Source organism: Micromonospora sp. WMMD967, from assembly GCF_029626165.1.
In the GTDB taxonomy this organism is placed as follows: domain Bacteria; phylum Actinomycetota; class Actinomycetes; order Mycobacteriales; family Micromonosporaceae; genus Micromonospora; species Micromonospora taraxaci.
Genome location: NZ_JARUBK010000001.1, coordinates 7,315,004 through 7,336,724 on the forward strand (window position 1 = coordinate 7,315,004; position 21,721 = coordinate 7,336,724).

The 21,721-nt window shown below is 73.0% G+C and carries 18 protein-coding genes; 4 read left to right on the forward strand and 14 right to left on the reverse strand.

Going from position 1 to position 21,721, the window contains the following annotated elements; genetic code table 11:
- Nucleotides 1-543 precede the first annotated feature (543 nt).
- From O7631_RS32985 to O7631_RS33005, 5 genes are all read right to left on the reverse strand, one after another.
- A complete protein-coding gene (locus tag O7631_RS32985; RefSeq protein WP_278147792.1) occupies nt 544-1,596 on the reverse strand; it encodes an acyl-CoA desaturase in 1,053 nt (350 codons plus the stop codon).
- 136 nt (nt 1,597-1,732) lie between these two features.
- A complete protein-coding gene (locus tag O7631_RS32990; RefSeq protein WP_278147793.1) occupies nt 1,733-5,302 on the reverse strand; it encodes a hypothetical protein in 3,570 nt (1,189 codons plus the stop codon).
- A 48-nt stretch (nt 5,303-5,350) separates the two neighbouring features.
- Entirely contained in the window at nt 5,351-5,671 is a 321-nt protein-coding gene (gene cutA, locus O7631_RS32995; RefSeq protein ID WP_278141470.1) for a divalent-cation tolerance protein CutA, read from the reverse strand.
- A gap of 108 nt (nt 5,672-5,779) precedes the next feature.
- A complete protein-coding gene (locus tag O7631_RS33000) occupies nt 5,780-6,784 on the reverse strand; it encodes a 1-acyl-sn-glycerol-3-phosphate acyltransferase (RefSeq protein WP_278147794.1) in 1,005 nt (334 codons plus the stop codon).
- Nucleotides 6,784-7,617, reverse strand: coding sequence for a patatin-like phospholipase family protein (locus O7631_RS33005; RefSeq protein WP_278147795.1), 834 nt, complete (start codon nt 7,615-7,617; stop codon nt 6,784-6,786). The genes O7631_RS33000 and O7631_RS33005 overlap by 1 nt, the downstream gene beginning before the upstream one ends.
- A 164-nt stretch (nt 7,618-7,781) precedes the next feature.
- Here O7631_RS33005 and O7631_RS33010 point away from each other — a divergent pair, with 164 nt between their 5' ends.
- A complete protein-coding gene (locus O7631_RS33010; protein ID WP_278147796.1) occupies nt 7,782-9,221 on the forward strand; it encodes a serine/threonine-protein kinase in 1,440 nt (479 codons plus the stop codon).
- A 186-nt stretch (nt 9,222-9,407) separates the two neighbouring features.
- On the opposite strand, the gene O7631_RS33015 is transcribed toward O7631_RS33010, so the two are convergent.
- The 9 genes from O7631_RS33015 to O7631_RS33055 form a co-directional block, all read right to left on the reverse strand.
- The gene (locus O7631_RS33015; protein ID WP_278148097.1) at nt 9,408-10,463 is read right to left on the reverse strand and encodes a glycosyltransferase family 4 protein; all 1,056 of its coding nucleotides are present in this window, start codon (nt 10,461-10,463) and stop codon (nt 9,408-9,410) included.
- A gap of 158 nt (nt 10,464-10,621) precedes the next feature.
- The gene (locus O7631_RS33020) at nt 10,622-11,290 is read right to left on the reverse strand and encodes a BON domain-containing protein (protein ID WP_278147797.1); all 669 of its coding nucleotides are present in this window, start codon (nt 11,288-11,290) and stop codon (nt 10,622-10,624) included.
- Between the two features lie 182 nt (nt 11,291-11,472).
- The gene (locus O7631_RS33025; RefSeq protein ID WP_278147798.1) at nt 11,473-13,059 is read right to left on the reverse strand and encodes a trypsin-like peptidase domain-containing protein; all 1,587 of its coding nucleotides are present in this window, start codon (nt 13,057-13,059) and stop codon (nt 11,473-11,475) included.
- Between the two features lie 62 nt (nt 13,060-13,121).
- A complete protein-coding gene (locus O7631_RS33030) occupies nt 13,122-14,708 on the reverse strand; it encodes a HAMP domain-containing sensor histidine kinase (protein ID WP_278142469.1) in 1,587 nt (528 codons plus the stop codon).
- The gene (locus O7631_RS33035; protein WP_030336721.1) at nt 14,705-15,406 is read right to left on the reverse strand and encodes a response regulator transcription factor; all 702 of its coding nucleotides are present in this window, start codon (nt 15,404-15,406) and stop codon (nt 14,705-14,707) included. The genes O7631_RS33030 and O7631_RS33035 overlap by 4 nt, the downstream gene beginning before the upstream one ends.
- A gap of 85 nt (nt 15,407-15,491) precedes the next feature.
- Nucleotides 15,492-16,103 carry a PadR family transcriptional regulator gene (locus tag O7631_RS33040; protein WP_278142470.1) on the reverse strand — a complete coding sequence of 204 codons (612 nt, stop codon included), beginning with the start codon at nt 16,101-16,103 and terminating at the stop codon, nt 15,492-15,494.
- A complete protein-coding gene (locus O7631_RS33045; RefSeq protein ID WP_278142471.1) occupies nt 16,100-16,927 on the reverse strand; it encodes a DUF4097 family beta strand repeat-containing protein in 828 nt (275 codons plus the stop codon). The genes O7631_RS33040 and O7631_RS33045 overlap by 4 nt, the downstream gene beginning before the upstream one ends.
- 425 nt (nt 16,928-17,352) lie before the next feature.
- Entirely contained in the window at nt 17,353-18,291 is a 939-nt protein-coding gene (locus O7631_RS33050) for a lysophospholipid acyltransferase family protein (RefSeq protein WP_278142472.1), read from the reverse strand.
- Nucleotides 18,288-19,064, reverse strand: coding sequence for a GNAT family N-acyltransferase (locus O7631_RS33055; RefSeq protein ID WP_278142473.1), 777 nt, complete (start codon nt 19,062-19,064; stop codon nt 18,288-18,290). Before O7631_RS33055 ends, O7631_RS33050 begins: the two co-directional genes overlap by 4 nt.
- A gap of 157 nt (nt 19,065-19,221) precedes the next feature.
- Between O7631_RS33055 and O7631_RS33060 the strand changes: the two genes are divergently transcribed.
- The 3 genes from O7631_RS33060 to O7631_RS33070 form a co-directional block, all read left to right on the forward strand.
- Nucleotides 19,222-19,869, forward strand: coding sequence for a hypothetical protein (locus O7631_RS33060; protein ID WP_278142474.1), 648 nt, complete (start codon nt 19,222-19,224; stop codon nt 19,867-19,869).
- A gap of 141 nt (nt 19,870-20,010) precedes the next feature.
- The gene (locus O7631_RS33065) at nt 20,011-20,946 is read left to right on the forward strand and encodes an ABC transporter ATP-binding protein (RefSeq protein ID WP_278142475.1); all 936 of its coding nucleotides are present in this window, start codon (nt 20,011-20,013) and stop codon (nt 20,944-20,946) included.
- Nucleotides 20,943-21,721 (forward strand): ABC transporter permease (locus O7631_RS33070; RefSeq protein WP_278147799.1); only part of this gene is annotated, 779 nt, incomplete at its 3' end. The genes O7631_RS33065 and O7631_RS33070, both read left to right, overlap by 4 nt.

Below are 21,721 nucleotides of genomic sequence, written 5' to 3' on the forward strand. Positions count from 1 at the left end.
GCCCTGCGGCGTCGGCGGGCGCAGTACGGTGCCGGGTCGAGGGGCCGGATCGGCACCACCTGCCGGTTTTCCGTACGCCGGAGCGCCGGAAATCACCAGCACGACACCGGTCAATGCCGCAATAAGGCGGCGTCCATTACCAGTTCTGCTCATCAATTGCCCTTCAGGCGACGCGTACGACGAGGACACGAGGACCACGGCACATGACGTGCCGGTCGAACTGCCACGAAGAAGGGAATCGGCGCGCGCTGAAGCAGCGCCGGACACCGCGACGAGGCTCAGAAATGAGTCGGATCAGCGCCCCCCGTGGGTGCCGCAGTGAAACTAGCAACCGGTGATTGATCGCAGCAACTATTTACCCAGGGCAATTTTTGCCCTAAGGCTAGAAACAACGACCCAATATGGACATTAAGATTGGTTAGTTCGGCGGCGGCTGTCGGCCGCCGCGAACCGTGGTCCCGGTACACGGCGGTGGGGCGGGCATCATCAGATGCCCGCCCCACCGCTCAGTCCTCGCATCAGCCGCGCAGCGGCCGCCCCCGTTCAGCCGCGCAGCGGCCGCCCCACCTCGTGCAGGTGACCGAGCGCCTGCCGGTACGACTCGATCAGCCCGGTCTCCGCGTACGGGATGCCCTGCTCCACGCAGTAGGCGCGGACGATCGGCTGGGCCCGGCGCAGGTTGGCGCGCGGCATGTTCGGGAAGAGGTGGTGCTCGATCTGGTAGTTGAGCCCACCCAGCGCGGTGTCCACGAACCGGCCGCCCCGCACGTTGCGGGAGGTCAGCACCTGCTTCCGCAGGAAGTCCAGCTCGTCCTCCGCGGTCGGCATGGGCATGCCCTTGTGGTTCGGCGCGAACGAGCAACCCATGTACAGGCCCCACAGCGCCTGGTGCACGACGGCGAACAGCAGCGCCTTGACCGGTGACATGACCGCCAACAGCAGCGCCACGTACCCGACGGTGTGCACGACGAGCAGCAGCCCCTCCACCGCCCGGCGCCGCATCGGGGTGCTGTACCGACCGTCCGGCTCCCGCCCGACGATCGCCCGGATGCTCGCCACGTGCAGGTTCAGACTCTCCAGCAGGAGCATCGGGAAGAAGAGGAACGCCTGCCGCTGCGCCAACCACCGGCCGAACCCACGGGTCTCCAGCGCCTGCTCGGGAGTCCACACCAGGGCGCCCGCGCCGACGTCCGGGTCCTCGTCCTCGTGGTTCGGGTTGGCGTGGTGACGGTTGTGCTTGTCGACCCACCAGCCGTAGCTGAGCCCCACCGCCAGGTTGCCCGCGAACAGCCCGACCATCTCGCTGGGCCCGCGCCGCCGGAACATCTGGCGGTGCCCGGCGTCGTGACCGAGGAACGCGACCTGGGTGGTGGCCACCGCCATCACGGCCGCGAGCGGCAGCTGCCACCAGGAGTCGCCGAGCAGGAACACGGCCACCCAGCCGGCCACGAACGCGCCGAGGGTGAGCACGATGCGGGCGACGTACCAGCCGGGGCGGCGCTCCAGCAGCCCAGCCTGACTGATCCGTCGCGACAACTGTGCGTAGTCGCTGCCTCGCCGCCGCACCGGCGGTTCCGCCACCGCTCCGAGCGCCATCCCTGCCCCCGATCAGCCAGCGCCCGCTCCACGGTGGTTCGGGCTTGTCGTCAAGTCTCCCGATCGCGGTAGCGCTGAGTAACCCCGACAGCCCCCGAATGGGGGGTAGGGCAGGCCCTACCCCCCATGGTTCGGCTCAGCTCAGTCGGCCCACCGCAGAGCGCAGTCGCGCCAGGTCACGTCGCCGTCGCTCGTAGGTGGCGGCCAACGCGACCAGGGCGAGCCCACCGACACCCAGGTAGATCCACCGGGGCAGCAGATCCCAGCCTCGGGCCAACTCGTGCAGCGCCAACAGCGCCAGCACCCCACCGCCGAGCAGCACCGGCGCCTGCCAGCGGCGGGTCGCGCCGGCCAGCACCGCTCCGAGCGCCGCCGCGCCGAGGAGCAGTCGCCGCCACGGCTGCGGATCCGGCCCGATCAACACCGACACGAGGCTCGGCGCGAGCGCCGCGACCAGCCCCGGGCCGAGGGCCGGCCAGCTGGTCAGCCCGGGTCGGGCCCGCAGCGCCAGCAGGCCCGCGCCGATGGCGAGCCCCGCCGCCGGCACCGTGTACGCCTCCAGCACCGTCACCCCACCGGCGGCCAACAGCACCCACGCTGCCAGCAACTCGCTGCCGGCGGCGACCGCGGCGAACGCCCACCGTCGGCCGGTCGACTCGCCCCGGCGCAGCAGCCGCACCGCGACGGCGACCCCCCAGAGCACACAGATCGTGGCGAGGTGTTGCGCCACCTGGGCGGCGAGTATCGCCGCCACCAACGCCACCGCCTGCGCGGCAGCGTCCAGCACCCGACCGACCAGCGCCCGCGCCGGCGTCGCCGCGGCGACGGCCAGCACCAGGGCCGCCACCGCCACCAGTGGGTACGCGGCCCCCCGCAACGGCAGCCCGGCGGCCAGCGAGGCGGTCACCGCCAGCGCGGACGCCGCACCCACCGCCGCGAGGCAGCCGGCGACACGCACCCCGACAGTGCGTCCCCCGGCGGCGACGACCACCGCCGCGACCAGCAGCGCGCCCTCTGCGGCGAGCGACCCGGCCCGGGTGGCCAGCAGCCCCGCCAACCCGGAGGCGGCCAGCACCACACCCAGGGGTACGACGACCGGTGCGAGCGCCGGGCGAGGCCCAACCAGAGCGGCGAGGAGCAACGCGGCCAACCCGGCGAGCAGGACCGCGGCCGGCAGCACCGGCCACGGCGTGCCAACCGCGACGAGCAGCACCGGCAGCGCCCCGGCGGCGAAGGGTAGTGCGGGCAGCACCGCCGGGCGGACCGCCCGACCACTGGTGAACACCGCGGCCACCGCCAGCACCACCAACGCCAGCCCGACGGGCAACGACGCCGGATCGGCGACGACGGTGGGAACCCCCGACCAGACCCGCGCCGGACCGTCGTACGGCAGGACGAGCGCGGTCCACACCCTCGGCAGGGCCGCCAGGACAGCGACCAGGCCAAGAGCGCCACCCACCACCAGCACGGGCCCCGACCGGGTGATCGCCGGCGGCCCCCCGACCGCCGACGACCCCCCGACCGCCGGCCCCCCGACCGGCAGCCCCACAACCGCCGGCCCCCCGACCGGCAGCTCCCCGACCGACGGCTTGTCGACCGGCGACTCTCCGACCGCCGGCTCGCCCGCCCGCGCCGGCTGGTCGGCGACCGGCTCCGGCCGATCCCAACGGGCGACGAACGCCACGCCCAGCGCCGCCAGGGCCGCGTACAGCGCGATCGGCTCGTCGCCCGCCACGAACAGCGGTGCCAGCCCGGGCACGATGACGGCGACCACGGCACCGGTCACCGCGTACCCCGTCAGCTCCACCCGGTGGCGACGCGCCGCGAGCACCGCGACCAGCGCGAGCCCGGCGGCCACCAGCGCGAGCCGCGCCTGCCACCACGTCGGCGCGCCCCCGGCGAACAGCGCCACCACGGCGACGCCGGGCAGCGCGAGCTGCGCGACCAGCAGACCCACCCCGGCCACCCGCCGGTACGCCCCGGAGCCCCGCCGGACGACGAGCGCCAGCCCGACCGCGACGATCACGCCGAGTGCCACCAGGACACCGACCGGGGCGGCCAGCGCGACCAGCAGCCCGTGCCCGAGCAGGACGGCGCCGCCCAGCGCGCAGGTGAGCAGGACGGCCGGACGGGTCGCCGGACGGACCAGTACGGCGATCAGCAGCGCCACCCCTGCGACCAGGTCGACGGCCACCACCGCCGGCCAGGAGGCCGCCCAGCCGGCGGGCAGGGCGAGCAGCACCGCCACCGCGCCGGCCGTGGCGAGCACCGTCTGCGCCTTCCGGGGCAGCAGCAGCGCCGTCGCGGCGACCGCCAACGCCACGGCCGGCGCCAACTGCCAGCCCCAGTCCAGGTCCGGTCCCAGCCCCGCCCCGCCCCACGGCGGCAGCGAGCGGCCCACGGCGGCGACCGCCAACACGGCGGTGGCCAGTACGACCACCTGCGCCGTGCCGCCCGCGACCAGCAACGCCCCAGCGCGCGGGCCGGTCCGCCAACCGCCGACACCGGCCGCGTCCCCGCCGGTCGCGACCGGGAACCTCCACACCGCGACCGCCAGCCCGAGCGCCACCGCCGCCGCCGCGATCAGCAGCATCGACGGCCGCAGCTCGGCCACCGGGCGCAGCAGGGCGAGGGCGAGGACCGGCACCAGCAGCCCGGCGGCCACCCCGCGCAGCGCCCGCCCGCCGACCAGCCAGGCCGCGCCGAGGCCCGTCACCGCGACCAGCAGCAACGGCACCCCGGCCAGCAGTGGCGAACCGCCCGCCCGCCCGACGGCCAGCGGTACCAGGGCGGATGCGGCGGCGGCGACGAGCCCGCCGACGTGTCCGATCCCCGCCAGCACCCGGCCGACCACACGCGCCGCCCCGTCCCGGCCGCGCAGCCCGACCAGCACCACCAGATTCCCCAGCGCCACCCCGAGCAGGACCAGCGTCCAACCGGCCGGACCCGGTTCGGCCCCGACGGCGAGCAACGGCAACACCGGCTGCGCGGCCACCAGCCCGGCGAACCACGGCCCGGTCAACCCGCTCCACCGGCCGTACGCCGCGGCGACCGCCGCGCTGACCCCCCCGACCAGCGCGGCGTACCGGCTGCCCGGCCAGCCGGCCACCCCGGCCAGGTCGACCGACCAGGCCGCATAACCGTCCAGCACCACCAGCAGCAACCCCACCGCGGCGAAGGTCTCCGCCGTGCCGCGCAACCCCCGGCGCACCGCCAGCAGCGGAACGGCCAGCGCGAGCGCGGTGAACGCCGCCAGGATCAACGCCCGCCCGGCGACCCCCACCGCCGCCCAGGCCACCGCCGTGAACACGACCGCCGCGGTGCCGAGCAGAAGTCCACCGAGGACGAAGAGCACCCCCTGGACCGTCCGGGTCGACGTCTCGGCGGCGCCCGGCGCCGCGCTCACGGTGGCGACCGGGGCCGGGACCCGAGCAGGGACCGAAGGTGCCACAGGGGGAACCGCCAACCCCGCCCGGACGACCGCCGCCAGCTCGGCCCGTCGCCGCGACAGGGCCGACAGGCGACCGGCCAGCTCGGTGTACGTGTGGCGGGCCCGCTCCACCTCCGGCTCCAACCGGGCGATCTGCCGACCCAGACCGACCACCTCGGCGGCGACGGGATCGGGCGCACGCCGACAGCCGGGGCAGCCGGCGCTCAGATCGGCAGGTGCGCCGCATGCGGGGCAGGGATAGCGGGTGTCGTCCACCCGGCCATCATTCAAAAGCGACAGGGGCGCGGCCCAGAGTGCGCGTACTCAGGGTCGGGTGTGCTCGTGCACCCAGGTGGCGTACGCCGGGTCACCGCTCTCCACCGTGGACACCAGGATCTCCGGCACCTCGTACGGGTGACTGACCCGGATCTGGTCCACCAACGCGGTCAGCCGGTCCGGTGCGGTCTTGAACTGCACCGACCACTCGGTGCTGGTCTCCACTCCGGACCTCCACCAGTAGGTGCTGTCCACCTGACCACCCACCTGGGCGCAGGCGGCGAGCCTGCCGGCGACGGCCGCAGCCGCCAGCACGTCGGCGACCGAACGCGCATCCACCACCGTCGTCACGACGCAGATCTGGTCCACGACCGCACCCTACGCGGCACGAAGCCACCGAGCCCGCCTTTCGTCCGCTATCGCCACGCTCCGCGTCACCACGCTCACCGAGAGTGCCGGTCGCTCGCGGCCGCGGGCCTAACGATTGGCGGCGATCCAGGTGTCGATCTGCGCCCACCAGTCGAAGAGCCAGTCGATGCGTTGCTGCCGCCCGACCGGGATGTCCTCCGGCGGCACGGACCAGAACCGCATCACGATCCGCTTGTCCATCGGAAGTTCCCGCCAGACGTCCGCCACCGTGAGCATCCGGTCCAACCCGGTGTGGGCGACGAAGATGACCCCGGCGTCCGGGGCGGCGTCCAGCGCGGCCAGCATTCCGCCGGGCTGCGGGGCGAGTACGTGACGCATCCGCTCGGCGCGCAGTGCCATCCGTTCCATCCCGAGCGAGCGCAGCCGGGCGATGGCACGCAGCCGCCGCTTGGGGGTGAAGTTGCCGCCCTCCGGGAAGATCACGAACGCGTCGTTGTCGTCCAGGCCCGCAGCCAGGTGTCCGACCTGGCGTACCGTCTCCTCGCCGCGCTCCGGCGTCGGCGCGATGAACCGGTTGGGCAGCCTGTTGAGCAGCACGTCGATCGCCGGGTCCCACTGGAGGCTGTCCTTGAGGACGATGCGTGGCTCCCGTTTGAACCAGTTGACCAGCCCGTGGATCAGGATGAACGAGTCGCCCGGCCCGGCGTGCCGGCACAGCACCAACTCGGGCCGGCCGGGCAGCGCGGTGTCCGGGTCGGTGCCCACCACGTCGATGCTCAGCCGCAGTGTCCACCGTGCCTGCCAGAACAGCACCCGCAGGAACCAGCCGGCCAGCACGTAGTGCGCGCGTTGGAAGGCCGGGGACCGGGTCCGCCAGCCGAAGCCGGAGGCGACCCAGAGCAGGAACAGCGCGATCAGCGCGGCGGCGTCCCAGACCAGGTAGACGCACCCGATCCAGAGCAGCCGCAGCGGCCGCAACCGACCCGGGACCAGCGGAGACGCGGCGGCGGCGAGCAGCGCCCAGATCGGCAGGGTGGTGACCACCACGAACGCCAGCCCCACCACGGCGGGGGCGAACAGCAACCGACGCAGCCACCTGGGGGGCAGCGGCATCATCGCTCCTGGTGGGTGGCGAGGTAGCGGCGGGAGGCGGTGTACGCCCGGCTGATCCGCCGCCCCACGGCCGCCATGTCCCGGTACGCCCACGGCGTGTCGTCGCGGGGGTTGAGCCCACCGGTCGGCAGGACGTGCACCTCCACTCCCTCGGGCAGCGCCGCCAACTCGCGGAAGAACCGGTGTCGGCGGGAGATCTCGAACGCGACCTGGGCGATCTCCCACGGCCGTCGGGGCGGCGTCAACTCCCGCTCGATGCGGCCCACCTGGAGGACGTAGATCCGACGTGCGCCGACGGCCACCGCCTCGCCGATCGGGATGGAGTTGACGATGCCCCCGTCCACGTAGTGCGCGCCGTCGATCTGCATGGGCGGGAGCAGGCCGGGCACCGAGGCCGACGCCAGCACCGCCGGCACCACCGGACCGCTGTCGAACCAGTGCTCGGCCGCCCGCTCGATGTGCGCGGCGCAGCAGCGAAAGGGCACCCGCAGGTCGGCGAAGGTGGTGTCCACCCCCAGCTCGGTCTCCAGCAACCGGCGCAGTGGGCGAGGTGAGTGCAGATGGGTACGGGCGGCGAAGCGGCGCAACTGCCGGGCGACCGAGTCCCCGTACACCTCGCTCGCCTCCGGCGAGGCCCAGAGCCGGACGAGCCGGTCGGTCACCGCCTCCGTCGGGTCGGCGGCGACCAGCGCGCCGTTCACCGCGCCGATCGAGGTGCCGAGCACCATGTCGGGTTTGATGCCGGCGCGGAACAACGCGCGCAACATGCCCACCTCGACCGCGCCGAGCACGCCCCCGCCGCCGAGCACGAATGCCACAGGTCCCCCCGCCATGCCCCTCATCCTGGCACGGGCGCGCAGCCGACCGGCCGGCCACCGTCGCCGGGCGGTCGGCGCACACCAGGCACCGCCCGCCGACCGGCGCGGCGACGGCGTTGACAGGCAGGACACATTCGCGCAACCTGATACCGCTCCCACCCCTGAGGCAGGTGCGATCTGTGAAGGCAGCACTGCATCCGGGCCGGTTGCTGGCTCGCAGATATCGACTTCTCGACCAGATCGGTGCCGGCGGCATGTCGGTCATCTGGCGCGCCCGGGACGAGGTGCTGGACCGGCTGGTCGCCCTCAAGGTCCTCGCTCCTTCGCTGGCCGCCGACGCGCGTTTCCGGGGCATGGTGCGCGAGGAGGCCCGGGCCGCGGCCCAGTTGGTGCACCCACACCTGACCTCGGTGCACGACTACGGCGAGACTGTCGATCCGGACGGTTCGATCACCTCGTTCGTGGTGATGGAGCTGCTCGACGGCGAGGAGTTGGAGCTGCGCCTCACCGAGGGGCCGTTGCCGTGGGCCGAGGCGGTCCAGGTGGGCGCGCAGGTCGCGGAGGCACTGGCCGCGGCGCACCGGCTCGGCATCGTGCACCGGGACATCACCCCGGCCAACGTGATGATGACCGGCACGGGCGTCAAGGTGCTCGACTTCGGCATCGCCACCCGGATCGGCGCACCGGACGAGGACGAGGACGGCGAGACCTTCGGCACGCCCGCGTACGTCGCGCCGGAACGCCTCGACGGCGCGCCGGCCCAGCCGTCCACCGACGTGTACTCACTCGGCGTGCTGCTGTACGAGGCGCTCACCGGTCGGGTTCCGTACCCGGCCGACACCTGGGAGCAGCTCAGCGCCGCCCTGGCCGACGGCCCGCCACCGACACTCGCCGAGCTGCCGGAGCTGCCCCCGCCGGTGGCCCGGATCTGCCTGCGCAGCCTCGCCCGGGATCCGGCCGACCGGCCGACCGCCCGGCAGGTCGCCACAGTGTTGCGCGGCCATCTGCTGCCGCCCGATCCCCCGGCCGCGACCATCCGGGTGCCCACCCGGCCTCTTCCGCCGCAGCCGGTCGACCCGCCGCCGGCGGCCGAAGGGGCGGCGGCCGAAGGGGCGGCGGCCGACTCGGGTTGGTCCCGACGACGGCTGGCACTGCTGCTCGTCCTGGCCGTCGGTGTGGCACTGGCCGGTGTGGCCCTGCTGCCCGAGCAGCGGCCGACGCCCCGCACGCAGCCCTCGGTGGGCCCGACGACGACCTCGCCCAGCGACCCGCCAGTTCCACCGTCGTCCGAGCCGACCACGCCCTCGCCGACGACGCCGAGCACCGGCAACACGCCCACGTCGCGTCCGGGGAGCCTGGTCGAGGCGGCCGGCCGGGTCGACGGGCTGATCACCGCAGGCCTGAACGCCGGGGAGATCCGTGACGACGTGGGTCTCGACCTGCGCAACGAGCTGCGCAACCTGACGGCCGCGGTCAGTTCCGGCCGCGACGAACTGGCGCCGCCGGTGGCCCGGCTGCGGGAAAAGGTCGCGGTGCGCCTCGGCGAGGGTGGCATCAGTCCGGGGTACGCGTCGCAGCTCGACGCCGCGATCGCCGACCTGGGGGCAGCCCGGGTCTAGACGAGTGGGTCCGAAGTCTGGTCGGTGGTCGCCATCCGCTTCGGCTGGCCCACCGTGCCGATGTGCTGTTGAGCGATATACCTCAGAGTCATAAATATGACTCTGAGGTATATCGCGCACCGTCGCATCCGCCCTGACGGAGGTGACCGACGGTCACCGCCGGCCGCGCCCACAGACCGGGGCAGGTCAGCGGACCGGCACCCAGGCCGATTCGCGGAGGTCGTGACCCCTGACGGCGAAACCTCGGTAGACCTCGACGTAGTCGTTCGCCATCCGCTCGACCGAGAAGTTCTCCGCGACGTGCGCCACGCAGTCCTCCGGGTCGAGCTGCTCGACGGCGAGCACCGCGGCGGGCAGCTCCTCCGGCCGTTCGCACACCAGCCCGGTCAGCCCGGGGCGCACCAGCTCCGGCACCGCGCCCCGGTTGAGCGCCACCACAGGTGTGCCGGTCGCCATCGCTTCCAGCATCACCATGCCGAACGGCTCGTCCCACTGGATCGGCATGATCAGACAGCGGGCGTCGACGAGCATCCGCAGCGTCTCCGCGCGGTCGGCGTTGAGCACGACAGTCACGTCCTCGTCGACCAGCGGCGCGACGACCTGCTCGTAGTAGCGACGCTCGGCCGGCTCGTTGCACTTGCCGGCCAGCAGCAGGGGCAACCCGGCCTCCCGGCAGGCCCGGATGGCGACCTCCGGGCCCTTGTCCGGGCTGAACCGGGCCAGCCACAGCACCGGCCCCCGGCCGGGCGCGTTCTTCCGCGGGAAACCACTGATGTCCAGTGCGTTGTGCACGGTGCCGGCCCAGGGCAGGTCGGTGTTCAAGCGACGTTGAGCGTGCGAGATGGCCACCAGGGCGACGCCCTGGTCGACGTCGCTCAGCACGTCGCCGTACTCCCCGACGGGGTTGCCGTGCACGGTCGCGACCGTCGGCACCGCCCGGCGGCCGGCGACCAGCGGGCCGATCGTGGTGTGGTCGTGGATCACGTCGAAGTCGGCGGCCGTGATCAGCCGGTTCACCCGGGCCAGGTGGGCCAGCTCCGGCAGTGACTCGCCGAGCCGCTCGTACTGGACCTCGGGAACTGTGGAGACGAAGCCGTCGGCCGCCGTGCCGTGGTCGCTACCGGCACCGAACAGCGTGACCGCGTGTCCCTGCACGCTGAGGGCGTCCACCAGGCCGGCGACGACCTGTTCGAGGCCGCCGTAGCCGGGAGGCGGCACTGACAACCATGGCGGGACCACCATCGCGATGCGCAACGACCGCCCTCTCGGCCGGTCCGCGGGCGGGTGGATCAGGGCCACGAGTCCTCCGCGTTGGTCCCCGGTGCAAGCGTCACCGGCGGTCGGAACGGTCGGCGGCGAGTTCCCCGGGACGCCCCCGGTAAACCGGACAAGCCGGACGCTCACCCGCCGACCAGGAGTTGGTCGTGCACCACCCGTACGCCCGGCGCGGACCAGGCCACCCGCTCGACCTGGTCGCGTTCCCACCAGGACCGGACCACCCCGGCCAGGACGAGCGTGTCGCCGTCCACCTCGACGGTCACCCGCTCGGCACCGATGGTGCGCGCCAGCGCCCGCTGCACGTCCCGACGCAGCAGTTCGGCCGGTGGCGCCGGCGGTCGCACCTCGATCAGGTTGGTGATCCCCCGTACGCCGTCGAGCCGGCGCACCGCCCCCTCGGCGGCACGCCGCTGCCACCCGAACTCGACCTCACCGCGGAGCATCAGCCACCCGTTGGCCACCGTCACGTCCAGCCGCTCGGCGGGCACGAAACTGTCCCACTCCAGCGCGCGGGCGGCGGCGATGGCGACCTCGCCGTCGGTACGCCCCGGCGTGCCCGGCAGCCGCACCTCGATCTCGTCGGCCACCGCCCGGACGCCGCGGACCCGCTGCGCGCACCGGGTCGCCGCCCAACCGCGGGCGGCACCGTCCACGAAGCCGGTCAGCGTGACCACACCCTCGTCGACGCTCACACCGATCTCGTTCGGTTGCAGCTGGGCGTCCCAGGCGAGCTGCGCCAGGACGTCGCGTTGGATCCGCTGGTCGTCGCGGACATCCACCACGTCGGTCACGACACCTACCCCCGGTTCCGGTCGCCGAGACTCGTCGCTCCCGAAGGTGCCGGAGAACCGGGTGACGGCGGTTCACCCGATCAGGGTGAACCGCCGTCACGGCGGAAAAGAGCGGCGGGTGACGGAGCCGACCCCCTCGGCTCCACCACCCGCCGCCGGAGGGAGGCAGGTTCAGATGTGTGTCACGGCGTCTCGGCGAGCGTCACGGTCACCGTCTTCTCGTCGCCGTTGCGCTTGAACTGCACCTCGACCCGGTCGCCGACCTTGCCGGCCTGCACCGCGCCGACCAGGTCGTCGGAGTCGTTGACCGGCTTGTCGCCGAACCGGGTGACGACGTCGCCGCGCTGGAGGCCGGCCTTCTCGGCCGGGCTGCCCGGGGTGACCGACGCGACGAGCGCGCCGCCGCCTTCGGCCTGGTTGACGCCGACCCCGAGCGACGGGTGGCTGACCTTCTCGCCGCGCTGGAGCTTGCCCGCGACGTCCTTGGCCTTGTTGCTGGGGATGGCGAAGCCGACGCCGATGTTGCCGGTGCTCTGGCCGGAGGTCGCGATGGCGGTGTTCACGCCGATCACCTCGCCCCGGGTGTTGACCAGCGCGCCGCCGGAGTTGCCGGGGTTGATCGGCGCGTCGGTCTGGAGCAGGCCGGAGATCGAGCTGACGGTCTGGCTCTGCTGCTGGGTCGGGTCCTGCGGCTGACCCTCGCCGGCCCGGATGGTGCGGTCGCGGGCGCTGAGGATGCCCGACGTCACCGAACCCTGCAGGCCGAGCGGGCTGCCCAACGCCAGCACCTGGTCACCGACCTGCATGGCGTCGCTGTCACCGAACTTGGCCGCCTTGAGGTCGCTCACGCCGTTGGCCTTGACCACGGCCAGGTCGGTCTTCGGGTCGGTGCCGATGACCTTCGCCTCGGCCTTCTTGCCGTCAGCGAAGATCACCAGCACGTTGCCACCGGCGGCGGAGGCGACCACGTGGTTGTTGGTCAGCACGTACCCGTCGGCGCTGAGCACCACCCCGGAACCCTCACCGCTGTCGGTGGTGATCGAGACGACGCTGTCCTGCACGGACGCGGCGATCTTCGGCAGGTCCGCGCCGTTGATCACCGGTGCCGCCGAGTAGGTGCGGGTGACGCCGCCGCCGTCACCGTCGAGGGCCAGGGCGAGCGCGCCACCGGCGACGCCCGACCCGAGCATCAGGGCGAACACCGCGACGCCGGCCCCGGCGAACTTGGCGATCCGACCCGGCCGAGGGCCGCTGCCGGGCGGCGCGACCTGCGGGCCCCACGGAGGAACCGGCTGGCCCGGGTGCTGGGGGTGCTGCCCGGGGTGCTGGGCGTGCTGCTGGTGCTGACCCGGGTACGCCATGCCCGGCTGGCCCCCGCCGGCCCAGCCGGACTGCTGGCCCGGGTACCAGGGAGCACCGGGGTACTGACCGGCGCTCTGCTGCGGGTAGCCGGACTGGCCGTGCGCCGGGTAGCCGGAGACCGGGTACGGCGGCGCGGACGGGGTGGCGGCCGAGGGCTGGTAGGCGGTCGGCGGCTCGTACCCGGTCGGCTGGTGGGCGGGCGCGGAGGGGCCGGCCGGCGCGGGCGACGCGGTCGGGGTCACGGCGCTCGTCGGCGTGTCGTCACCGCTGGTGGAGACGACCTCGATGGGAGTGGTCGGGGAGTCGGACTGCGCGCGCTCGTCGCGCGGCAGCTCGGCGGTGGGGTGCGACGGCTCGGCGTCGGTGGGGGCCGGCCGGCGCTGCGGGTCGGACTCGAACTCGGTCATGGCACTACCTTCCCCCCCAGCTCTGCGATCAAGCTGGAACCGTCCTGGAAGTTGGCTGAAAGTCACTCGCCGGCGTCGTCGACCTGTGCCAGCAGCGGAAGCCGGACCCGGAAGGTAGCCCCGCCACCCGGCGTCTCGGCCACCTCGACCGAACCGTGGTGAGCCGCGACCAACGCCGCCACGATGGCCAGGCCGAGGCCGGTGCCGGTGTTGCCGTCAGCCCGCCGGGTCCGTGCCGCGTCCGCCCGGTAGAATCGCTCGAAGACCCGTTCGGCCTGCTCCGGGGAGAGGCCCGGGCCGGTGTCGGCCACCTCCACCACGGCGAAGCCGCCCGGTTCGCTGCGCAACCGCACACGGATCTCGGCGTCGGTCGGAGTGTGGGTCAACGCGTTGGTGACCAGGTTGCCGATCACCTGGCGCAGCCGCGCGTCGTCGGCGGAGACCACGAGCGGGCCCGCGTCGGGCGCGATCTCCAGCTCGATGCGCCGGTCCGGGGCGATCGCCCGGGCCGCGTGCACCGCGTCGGAGGCGAGCACCGGCAGCTCCACCGGAGTCAGCGAGAGCGGCCGTTCCCGGTCCAGGCGGGCGAGCAGCAGCAGGTCCTCCACCAGCAGTCCCATCCGCGCCGCTTCGTCCTCGATGCGGCGCAGCAGGCCGGCGGTCTGCTCCGGCGCGCGGGAGGCGCCCTGCCGGTACAGCTCGGCGAAACCACGGATGGTGGTCAGCGGGGTCCGTAGCTCGTGCGAGGCGTCCGCGACGAACTGCCGCATCCGCTCCTCCGAGCGCCGGGCCCGCGCCTCGGATGCCTGGGCGGAGGCCGCCGCGTCCCGGGCGGCGCTCTCCGCCCACCTCGCCGCGGTCTCCGAGGCTGCTCGGGCGGTGAACGCCACCTCGATCTGGGTGAGCATCGCGTTGAGCGCGCGGGAGAGCCGCCCCAGCTCGGAGGTGGGATGCTCCTGCCCCTGCTCCGGATCGGGCACCCGGCGGGTCAGGTCACCCCCGGCAATGGCGGCGGCGGTGCGTTCGATCTCCACCAGCGGTTTCAGGCTGGTGCGGACGATCGCCGCGCCGACCGAGGCCAGCATGATCAGCACCGCACCGCCGACCAGCAGGTCGATCCAGGCCAGTCGTTTGACGGCCTGGTCGACATCCGTCAGGTGCTGGCCGATCACGGCCATCTGGCCGTTGGGCAGCTCGGTGTAGAGCATCCGCCAGCGCACCGAGCTGTCCCGGGCCCGAACGGTGAACGGATTTCCCTCGCGGGCCTCGTCCTGCGCCTGGAAGCCGCTCGCGTCACTCGGCCACGGCGGCAGATCGTCCACCCCGAAGCGGGACGAGTCGTACAGGGGCGGTTGCACCCTGCCGGTCCGCGCGTCGGTCAGCACGACCACGTAGTCGCTGGGCAGCGAGACGGTGTTCGTCGACGGCGTGATCGACTGGATCCCCTTCTCCGTGATGGACTGGATTCCCTTGGCCGAGCTACGCAGCTCCAGGTCGATCTGGTCGACCAGGTAGTTGTGCAGGAAGTACGCGGTCGAGACGCTGATCACCAGCAGCGCGACGGCGACCAGCGCCAGCACCGAGGTGACCAGCTTGATCCGCAGTGGAACGCCGCGCACCCGCCCCTTCGCCTGCTGGACCGGGTTCACGCCGCCGGCTTGCGCAGGACGTACCCGACGCCACGGAGGGTGTGGATCAGCCGAGGCTGGGTGGTGTCGACCTTGCGCCGCAGGTACGAGATGTAGGACTCGACGATGTTGTCGTCACCGCGGAAGTCGTAGTTCCAGACGTGGTCGAGGATCTGCGCCTTGGACAGCACCCGGTTGGCGTTGAGCATCAGGTACCGCAGCAGCTTGAACTCCGTCGGCGAGAGCTGCACGCGCTGCCCGGCCCGGTGCACCTCGTGGGTCTCCTCGTCCAACTCCAGGTCGGCGAAGGTGAGCCGGGAGGGTGCCTGCTCGCCGGTCGTGGTGCGGCGCAGCACGGCGCGGATCCGGGCGGTCAACTCCTCCAGGCTGAACGGCTTGGTGACGTAGTCGTCACCGCCCAGGGTGAGGCCACGGATCTTGTCGTCGGTGGCGTCCCGGGCGGTCAGGAAGACCACCGGGGTACGCGTGCCGCCCTCGCGGAGCATGCGGATGACCTCGAACCCGTCCAGGTCCGGCAGCATCACGTCGAGGACCACCAGGTCGGGCCGGTGGTCCTTGGCGGCGTTGAGCGCCGCGCTCCCACTTGTCGCGGTGGCCACGTCGAAGCCCGCGAACCGCAGGCTCGCGGAGAGCAGTTCGAGGATGTTGGGGTCGTCCTCGACCACGAGGAGTCGCGCCTCGGTCTGGGTAGCGGGCATGGGCCCATCATCGGTGACATCACTGCGTCGGCGCTGGACGGTTCCTGCAAAAACCCTGTGAGTCGCGGTCGACTGGTTTTCCGACTCAGCGCAACAGGCGGCGCAGCCCGTCCAGGGCGCCGTCGAGCAACCTGATCGCGGTGCGGAGTTGCGTCTCGCTGAACCGTCGGGCGCGCACGAGTTGACCCACCTCGGAGGTGAACGCGGCCAGCCGCGTGTCGAACTCGTCGAGCAGCGCGGCGTGCGGCCCGGTGGCCGACGCCGGCCGGGGCGGCGGTGCGGGCGTCTCCCACCGGGTACGCCGGGTCTGCCGGGTGGCCTCGCTCAGCTCCCGCTTGAGGTCGCGTACCGACCCGCGTACCTCGCTGCGGATCTCGCCGGCCAGGCTGGAGAGGTCGGCCACCGAGGCGGCGATGTCCGCTTCCAGCTCGGTCAACTCGCCGGCCCGCTGGCGCAGCTCGGCACGACCAGCGTCGGTGATGTCGTACGTCTTGCGGCCACCGGCTGCGGTGTGGCTGACGAGGCCCTCGGCCTCCAACCGTTGGAGGCGGGGGTAGATGGTGCCGGCGCTGGGCGCGTAGAGCCCGAGGAACCGGTCCTCCAGAAGGCGGATCAGCTCGTACCCGTGCTTCGGGCCGTCGTCGAGGAGCTTGAGCAGGTAGAGCCGGAGCCGTCCGTGGCTGAACACGGCGGTCACGGCAACTCCTCCCCATCGTCGTCGACGGCTCGGGCGAGCAGGGCGATGCTCCCCGAGGTCGCGGAAGCCCAGAGCTTACCTTCGCCCGCGCCGAGCACCCCTTCACTGCTGCGCAGTGGGAACGTCGAGGTGCGGATCTGCGGAAAGCCACTGGTGATCCGGCCCGAGGCGGTCTGCAGTTGCACGGCGAGGTCGCTGTCCTCGCGGACCCGGACGGTGATGCCGCCCGAGATGGTGGTCAGCCGGATCTCGCTGCGTCGAGGGTTCTCCACCAGGTCGCAGGTGATCGCGCCGGAGACGGTCTGCGCCCGCACCCGGTCGGCGGCGCTGTCGGCGAGGATCACCTCGCCGGAGACCGTCTCCATGGAGAGGTCGCCACGGATGCCGAGCGCCTCCACCGGCCCGGACGTGATGGTCGCGGAGGTGTTGCCCCGCAGGCCCATCAGGGTGATCTGGCCGGAGACGACGTGCACTGTGGTCTGCCGGCGCAGGCCGGAGGCGACCAACGAGCCCGCGACCAGACCCAGATCGGCGAGGACGTCGGCGGGCACGGCGACGGAGACGTCCACCCGCGGGTACCGGTGGATCATCCGAAACCACCGCAGGACGTCCGACCAGCTCCGGCCGCGCTCCTGGCGGATGCTGAGCCGGCCGTCGGAGTGGTCGATCACTACCGGCCGGCGACCGACCTGGGTGACGTCGATCCGGGTCGGGCCGTCGGTGGCGACCACGTTGAGCCGTCCGCTCACCAGCCGGACGTCCAGCCGGGTGACCGGACCGTCCACGGTGAGCCGCTGCGGGCTCTCGACCGTCCATCCGGCCATGGCGTCCCCCTCTCGACGATGCGACACGCCGACACGTGCCACACCAGGAGACACTAACGCGATACATCGCGACATCACAAGATAGGTCGCGAGCCGCCAGACCACCAACCCCCAAGACCTCTGCCGAAACCCCCACACCACCCACGCCCGCCCGCCCCGCGCCGCCCGCGCCACCCGCCCCGCGCCGCGCCGCGCCGCGCCCAAGATCCGCGCAACTTCCCGGATGTTGCTGCCTCAGGCGCTCCGGAGGCAGCAACATCCCCGATCCTGCGCGGATCTTGGCGGGTGATCCCGCGGCGGAGGCCGCGGGGCGGGGGGCCCGGGAGGGCGCGGGGCGGGGGCCCGGGAGGGCGCGGGGCGGGGGCCCGGGAGGGCGCGGGGTGGAGGGCGGGGGCGGGGACGGGGGCGGGCGGGGGCGGGCGGGCTTAGGCCGCCAGGTCCAGGTCGCTTCCTGTGGTCGGCGTCGGGACGGGGACCGCCGGGGCCACTGTGGGAACCGCACGCAAGCGGGTCCGCGTCGCCGCGTCCGATGCGGGCAGCAGGTGTACGGCCGACTCGGCGGCCCGGGCCAGCAACCGCCGATCGGCGTCCCGGGCGGGGTGCAGTGCGGCGGCGATCGTCACCGAAACCACGATCTCCCGCGCCGCGACCACCCGGGCCACCGACCGCAGCAGGGTGTCCGCGCCGAGGAAGGCGGTCGCCGTGGTCGCGGAGCCGGTCGCGTCGCAGCGGTAGGCGAGCCGCAGCGGCACCACCGGGCTGCCTGCGTCGATCGCCGCCTGGAACGTCGCGGGCCGGAAACCACCACCAGGGCGGCAATCGTCGGCACCGTCACCCGCACACCAGGTCGTACCCTCCGGGAAGACCGCCACCGACCGGCCGGCGCGCAACGCGTCCGCGACCCGGCCGACGGTGCTCGGCAGTGCTCTCGGGCGGGACCGGTCCACGAAGACAGTGCCCGCCGCCGCCGCCAACAGGCCGACCACCGGCCAGGAGCGGATCTCCCGTTTGGCGACCATCCGGGTGGGCGCGACCGCCAGGACCGCGAGGATGTCCAGCCACGAGACGTGGTTGGCGACCAGCAGCGCCCGCCGTCGGGGCAGCCGGCCCCGGATCACCAGCCGGACGCCGAAGGCGCGAATGGTGGCCCGGGCCCAGCCGCGTACCGCCGCCTGCCGTTCCCGGGTTGGAAGCACCGGCAGCAGCAGCACCAGGCCGACCCCGGCGACCAACATGCCGGCCGCCGCCGCCAATCGCAGCGCCCGACGGGCCACCGGCACCGTGGGCACCTCACCGGCCACCGGCAGGCAGTCGTCGTCGCAGCCCGAGGAGGGCCGCCACAGGTCGTGCGCCACGGTGGTCACCGCTGCTCCCCGCCCAGGAAGTGCCGCAGGTACCGCGGGTTCATCCGGTCCAGCGAGAAGAGCACGTAGAAGTCCGCGCACCCGAAGTCGCTGTCGTACGCGGGTTCACCGCAGATCCACGCGCCGAGCCGGAGGTAGCCCCGCAGCAGCGGCGGCACCACGACGCGCCCAGCCGGCTCGGCGGCGGTCACCGGTGCGGCGGCCGCCGGTTCGGCGAACCAGGGTCGGAGCGGACGGACCCGCAGCGGCGGCGGCGACAGGTGCCGCGTCTGGGCCTGGGCCCAGACCTCGGCGACCGTCCGTCCACCGTCGTCCACCGGCACCGAGGCGCAGCCGCCGAGCCAGCGGGAGCCGCGCAGGTGCAGGTAGCGGGTCAGACCGGCCCACATCAGGTTGATCACCGCGCCGGAGCGGTGGTCCGGATGCACACAGGACCGGCCCGTCTCCACCAGGTCGTCGCGGAGGGAGTCGAGCGCGGTGAGGTCGAACTCGCCCTCGGCGTACCGGCGGGGGGTCCGGCCGGGCGGCAGCAGCCGGTAGGTGCCGACCACCGCGCCGGTGCTGTCCTCACGGACGATCAGATGGTCGCAGTACGCGTCGAAGGGATCCACGTCCAGCCCGGCCTGGCCGGGACGGAGGGTGGCGCCGAGCTCGGTGGCGAACACCTCGTGGCGCAGGCGTTGCGCGGCCGCGACCTGGGTGGGGTCGTCGGCGATCAGCAGGGTGTATCCGCTGGTCTTCAGGGGTGCGCCAGCGGCATGCAGAACGGCCATGGGATCTGTGTAGGTGCCTGGGTTGCCATTCACGGGGACCACCGGTGTCGATCGGATGAACGCCGGCAGGCGAGACCGCGAGCACCACAGGGTTCCGCCCGTGCGAGGCTGCCGGGACGGCCGGCGAGGACGCTGGTACGCCACCTGGAGGTCGACGATGCGCATCGAGTCCCGCTACAACGGGCCCACCGGCTCCGGCAACGGCGGATGGAGCGCGGGGGTGTTCGCCGCCGAGGCGGGCGGAACCGGGCCGGTCGAGGTGACACTGCGCCGACCACCGCCGCTGGAGACCGAGCTGCGGCTGGTCGACGGCGAGGTCCGGGACCCGGCGGGGGACCTGGTGGCCGAGGTACGCCCGGTCGACGCGGTCGATGCCGTCGTACCCCCGGTCGACCTGGAGACCGCGGTGGCCGCCGCGACCCGCTACCCGGGGCTGGTCGAGCATCCGTTCCCCGGCTGTTACGTCTGCGGACCGCAGCGGTCCGACGGGCTGCGGATCTTTCCCGGCCCCTTGCCGGACGGGCGGACCGCCGCGCCGTTCCGGGCCCCCGGACAAGTCAGCGAGGCCACGGTCTGGGCGGCGTTGGACTGTCCCGGTGGGTGGACGGTGCTCGCGCCCGGACGCCCGTACCTGCTGGGCCGGATCGCCGCCGTGGTCGCCGCGCTGCCGGCGCCCGGCGACGAGTGCGTGGTGACCGGGGCGCTGCTCGGCGTCGACGGGCGCAAGGCGACCGTGCACACCAGCCTGTACGGCCCGGACGGCGCGTTGCTGGGCGCGGCACGGGCGACCTGGATCGCCCGCTGATCCCGGTCGTCAACCGCAGGGAGGACCCGTCTCCACCCTGAGACGGATCAGGACATACGGACCGTGCCTGATTGACCTTGTTGCATTGGGCCGTCACGCTGTGCCACGGCGTACCTCGACGCCACGCACGGGAGGAGAACGATGACTGACGGGCAGAGAAGCCCCACCAGCGACGGTCAGATCGAGGTGTCCGGTCTGACAAAGCAGTACAAGAACGTCCGGGCGGTGAACAACCTGTCCTTCACCGTGGCGCCGGGGCGGGTGACCGGCTTCCTCGGCCCGAACGGCGCTGGTAAGACCACCACGCTGCGCATGTTGCTGAACCTGGTCACCCCGACCGCCGGCACGGCCACCATCAGCGGCAGCCGGTACGCGGACCTCGCCGACCCGCTGCGGCACGTCGGCGCGATCCTGGAGGCGTCCAGCGCGCACAAGGGCCGCACCGGCATCAACCACCTGCGGGTGATCTGCGCGGCGGCCGGGCTGCCCAAGCAGCGGGCCGCCGAGGTGCTGGAACTGGTCGGGTTGACCCCGGCGGCGAAGCGCAAGTTCAAGGGTTACTCGCTGGGCATGAAGCAGCGGCTCGGCATCGCCGCGGCGATGCTCGGTGACCCCCGGGTGCTGATCCTCGACGAGCCGGCCAACGGGTTGGACCCGGAGGGCATCCGGTGGATGCGTGGGTTCCTCAAGAACCTCGCCCACGAGGGTCGTACGGTGCTGGTCTCCAGCCACCTGCTGTCCGAGATGCAGCTGCTCGCCGACGACGTGGTGATCATCGCCGCCGGCCAGTTGATCCGGCAGGGCCCGGTCGACCAGGTGCTCGGGTCGATGGCACAGGGCGCGCAGGTCCGGGTACGTACGCCGCAGGCCGAGGCGCTGACCACTGCGCTCAAGGCGCAGTCGGCGACGGTGAACGTCGACGAGCAGGGCGTGCTGCTGGTCACCGGGGTGGACGCGCCGGCCATCGGCCGCGCTGCCCTCGCGGCCGGCGTGGAACTGCACGAACTGACCACCGAACGGCCCGACCTGGAACGGGTCTTCCTGGAGCTGACGGCCGGAAAGGCGGGCATCCGATGAACCTGGTCCGATCCGAGCTGCTCAAGATCCGTACCACCAACACCTGGTGGATCTTCGCGCTCATCTCGCTGCCGCTCTGGGCGCTCACCCTGCTGATCAACTGGCTGCAGGCCGACACCCTGACCAACGGCAACCTCGGCGAGGTGCCGGCCGACCAGGCCGACACCCTGGCGGCGGCGTCCAGCGCGGACGCGCTCTCCTCGAACCTGTTCACCACCGGGCAGTTCTTCGGCCTGCTGATCGTGATGCTGCTCGGCATCATCGTGGTGACCAGCGAGTTCTTCCACCAGACGGTCACCACCACGTTCCTCACCAACCCGCACCGCACCGCCGTGATGAGCGCCAAGCTGGTGGCGGCGGGCGTGCTGGCGCTGCTGTTCTGGCTGGTGACCACCGCGTTCAACCTGGTCGCCGGTTCGGCGGTGCTGAACGCCATCGGGCTCGACTCACAACTGGGCAACGAGGCCGCGTGGCGGGCGATCGGGTTGAACCTGCTCGCGTACCTGCTCTGGGCGGTGTTCGGAGTCGGCATCGGCGTGCTGCTGCGCAGCCAGATCGGTGCCACGGTGACCGGCATCCTGCTCTACCTGGGCGGCTCGATCGGCGCCATCTTCGTGATCGCCATCCTGGCCGACCGGTGGGGTGACTGGATCAACAACCTCCAGTTGCTGGTGCCGTCGCTGGCCTCGTCGCTGATGGTCACCGGGGCCGACATCCCGGGCAACCCGCCGCGCTGGGCCGGGGCCGCCGTCCTGATCGGGTACGCGGTGGTGAC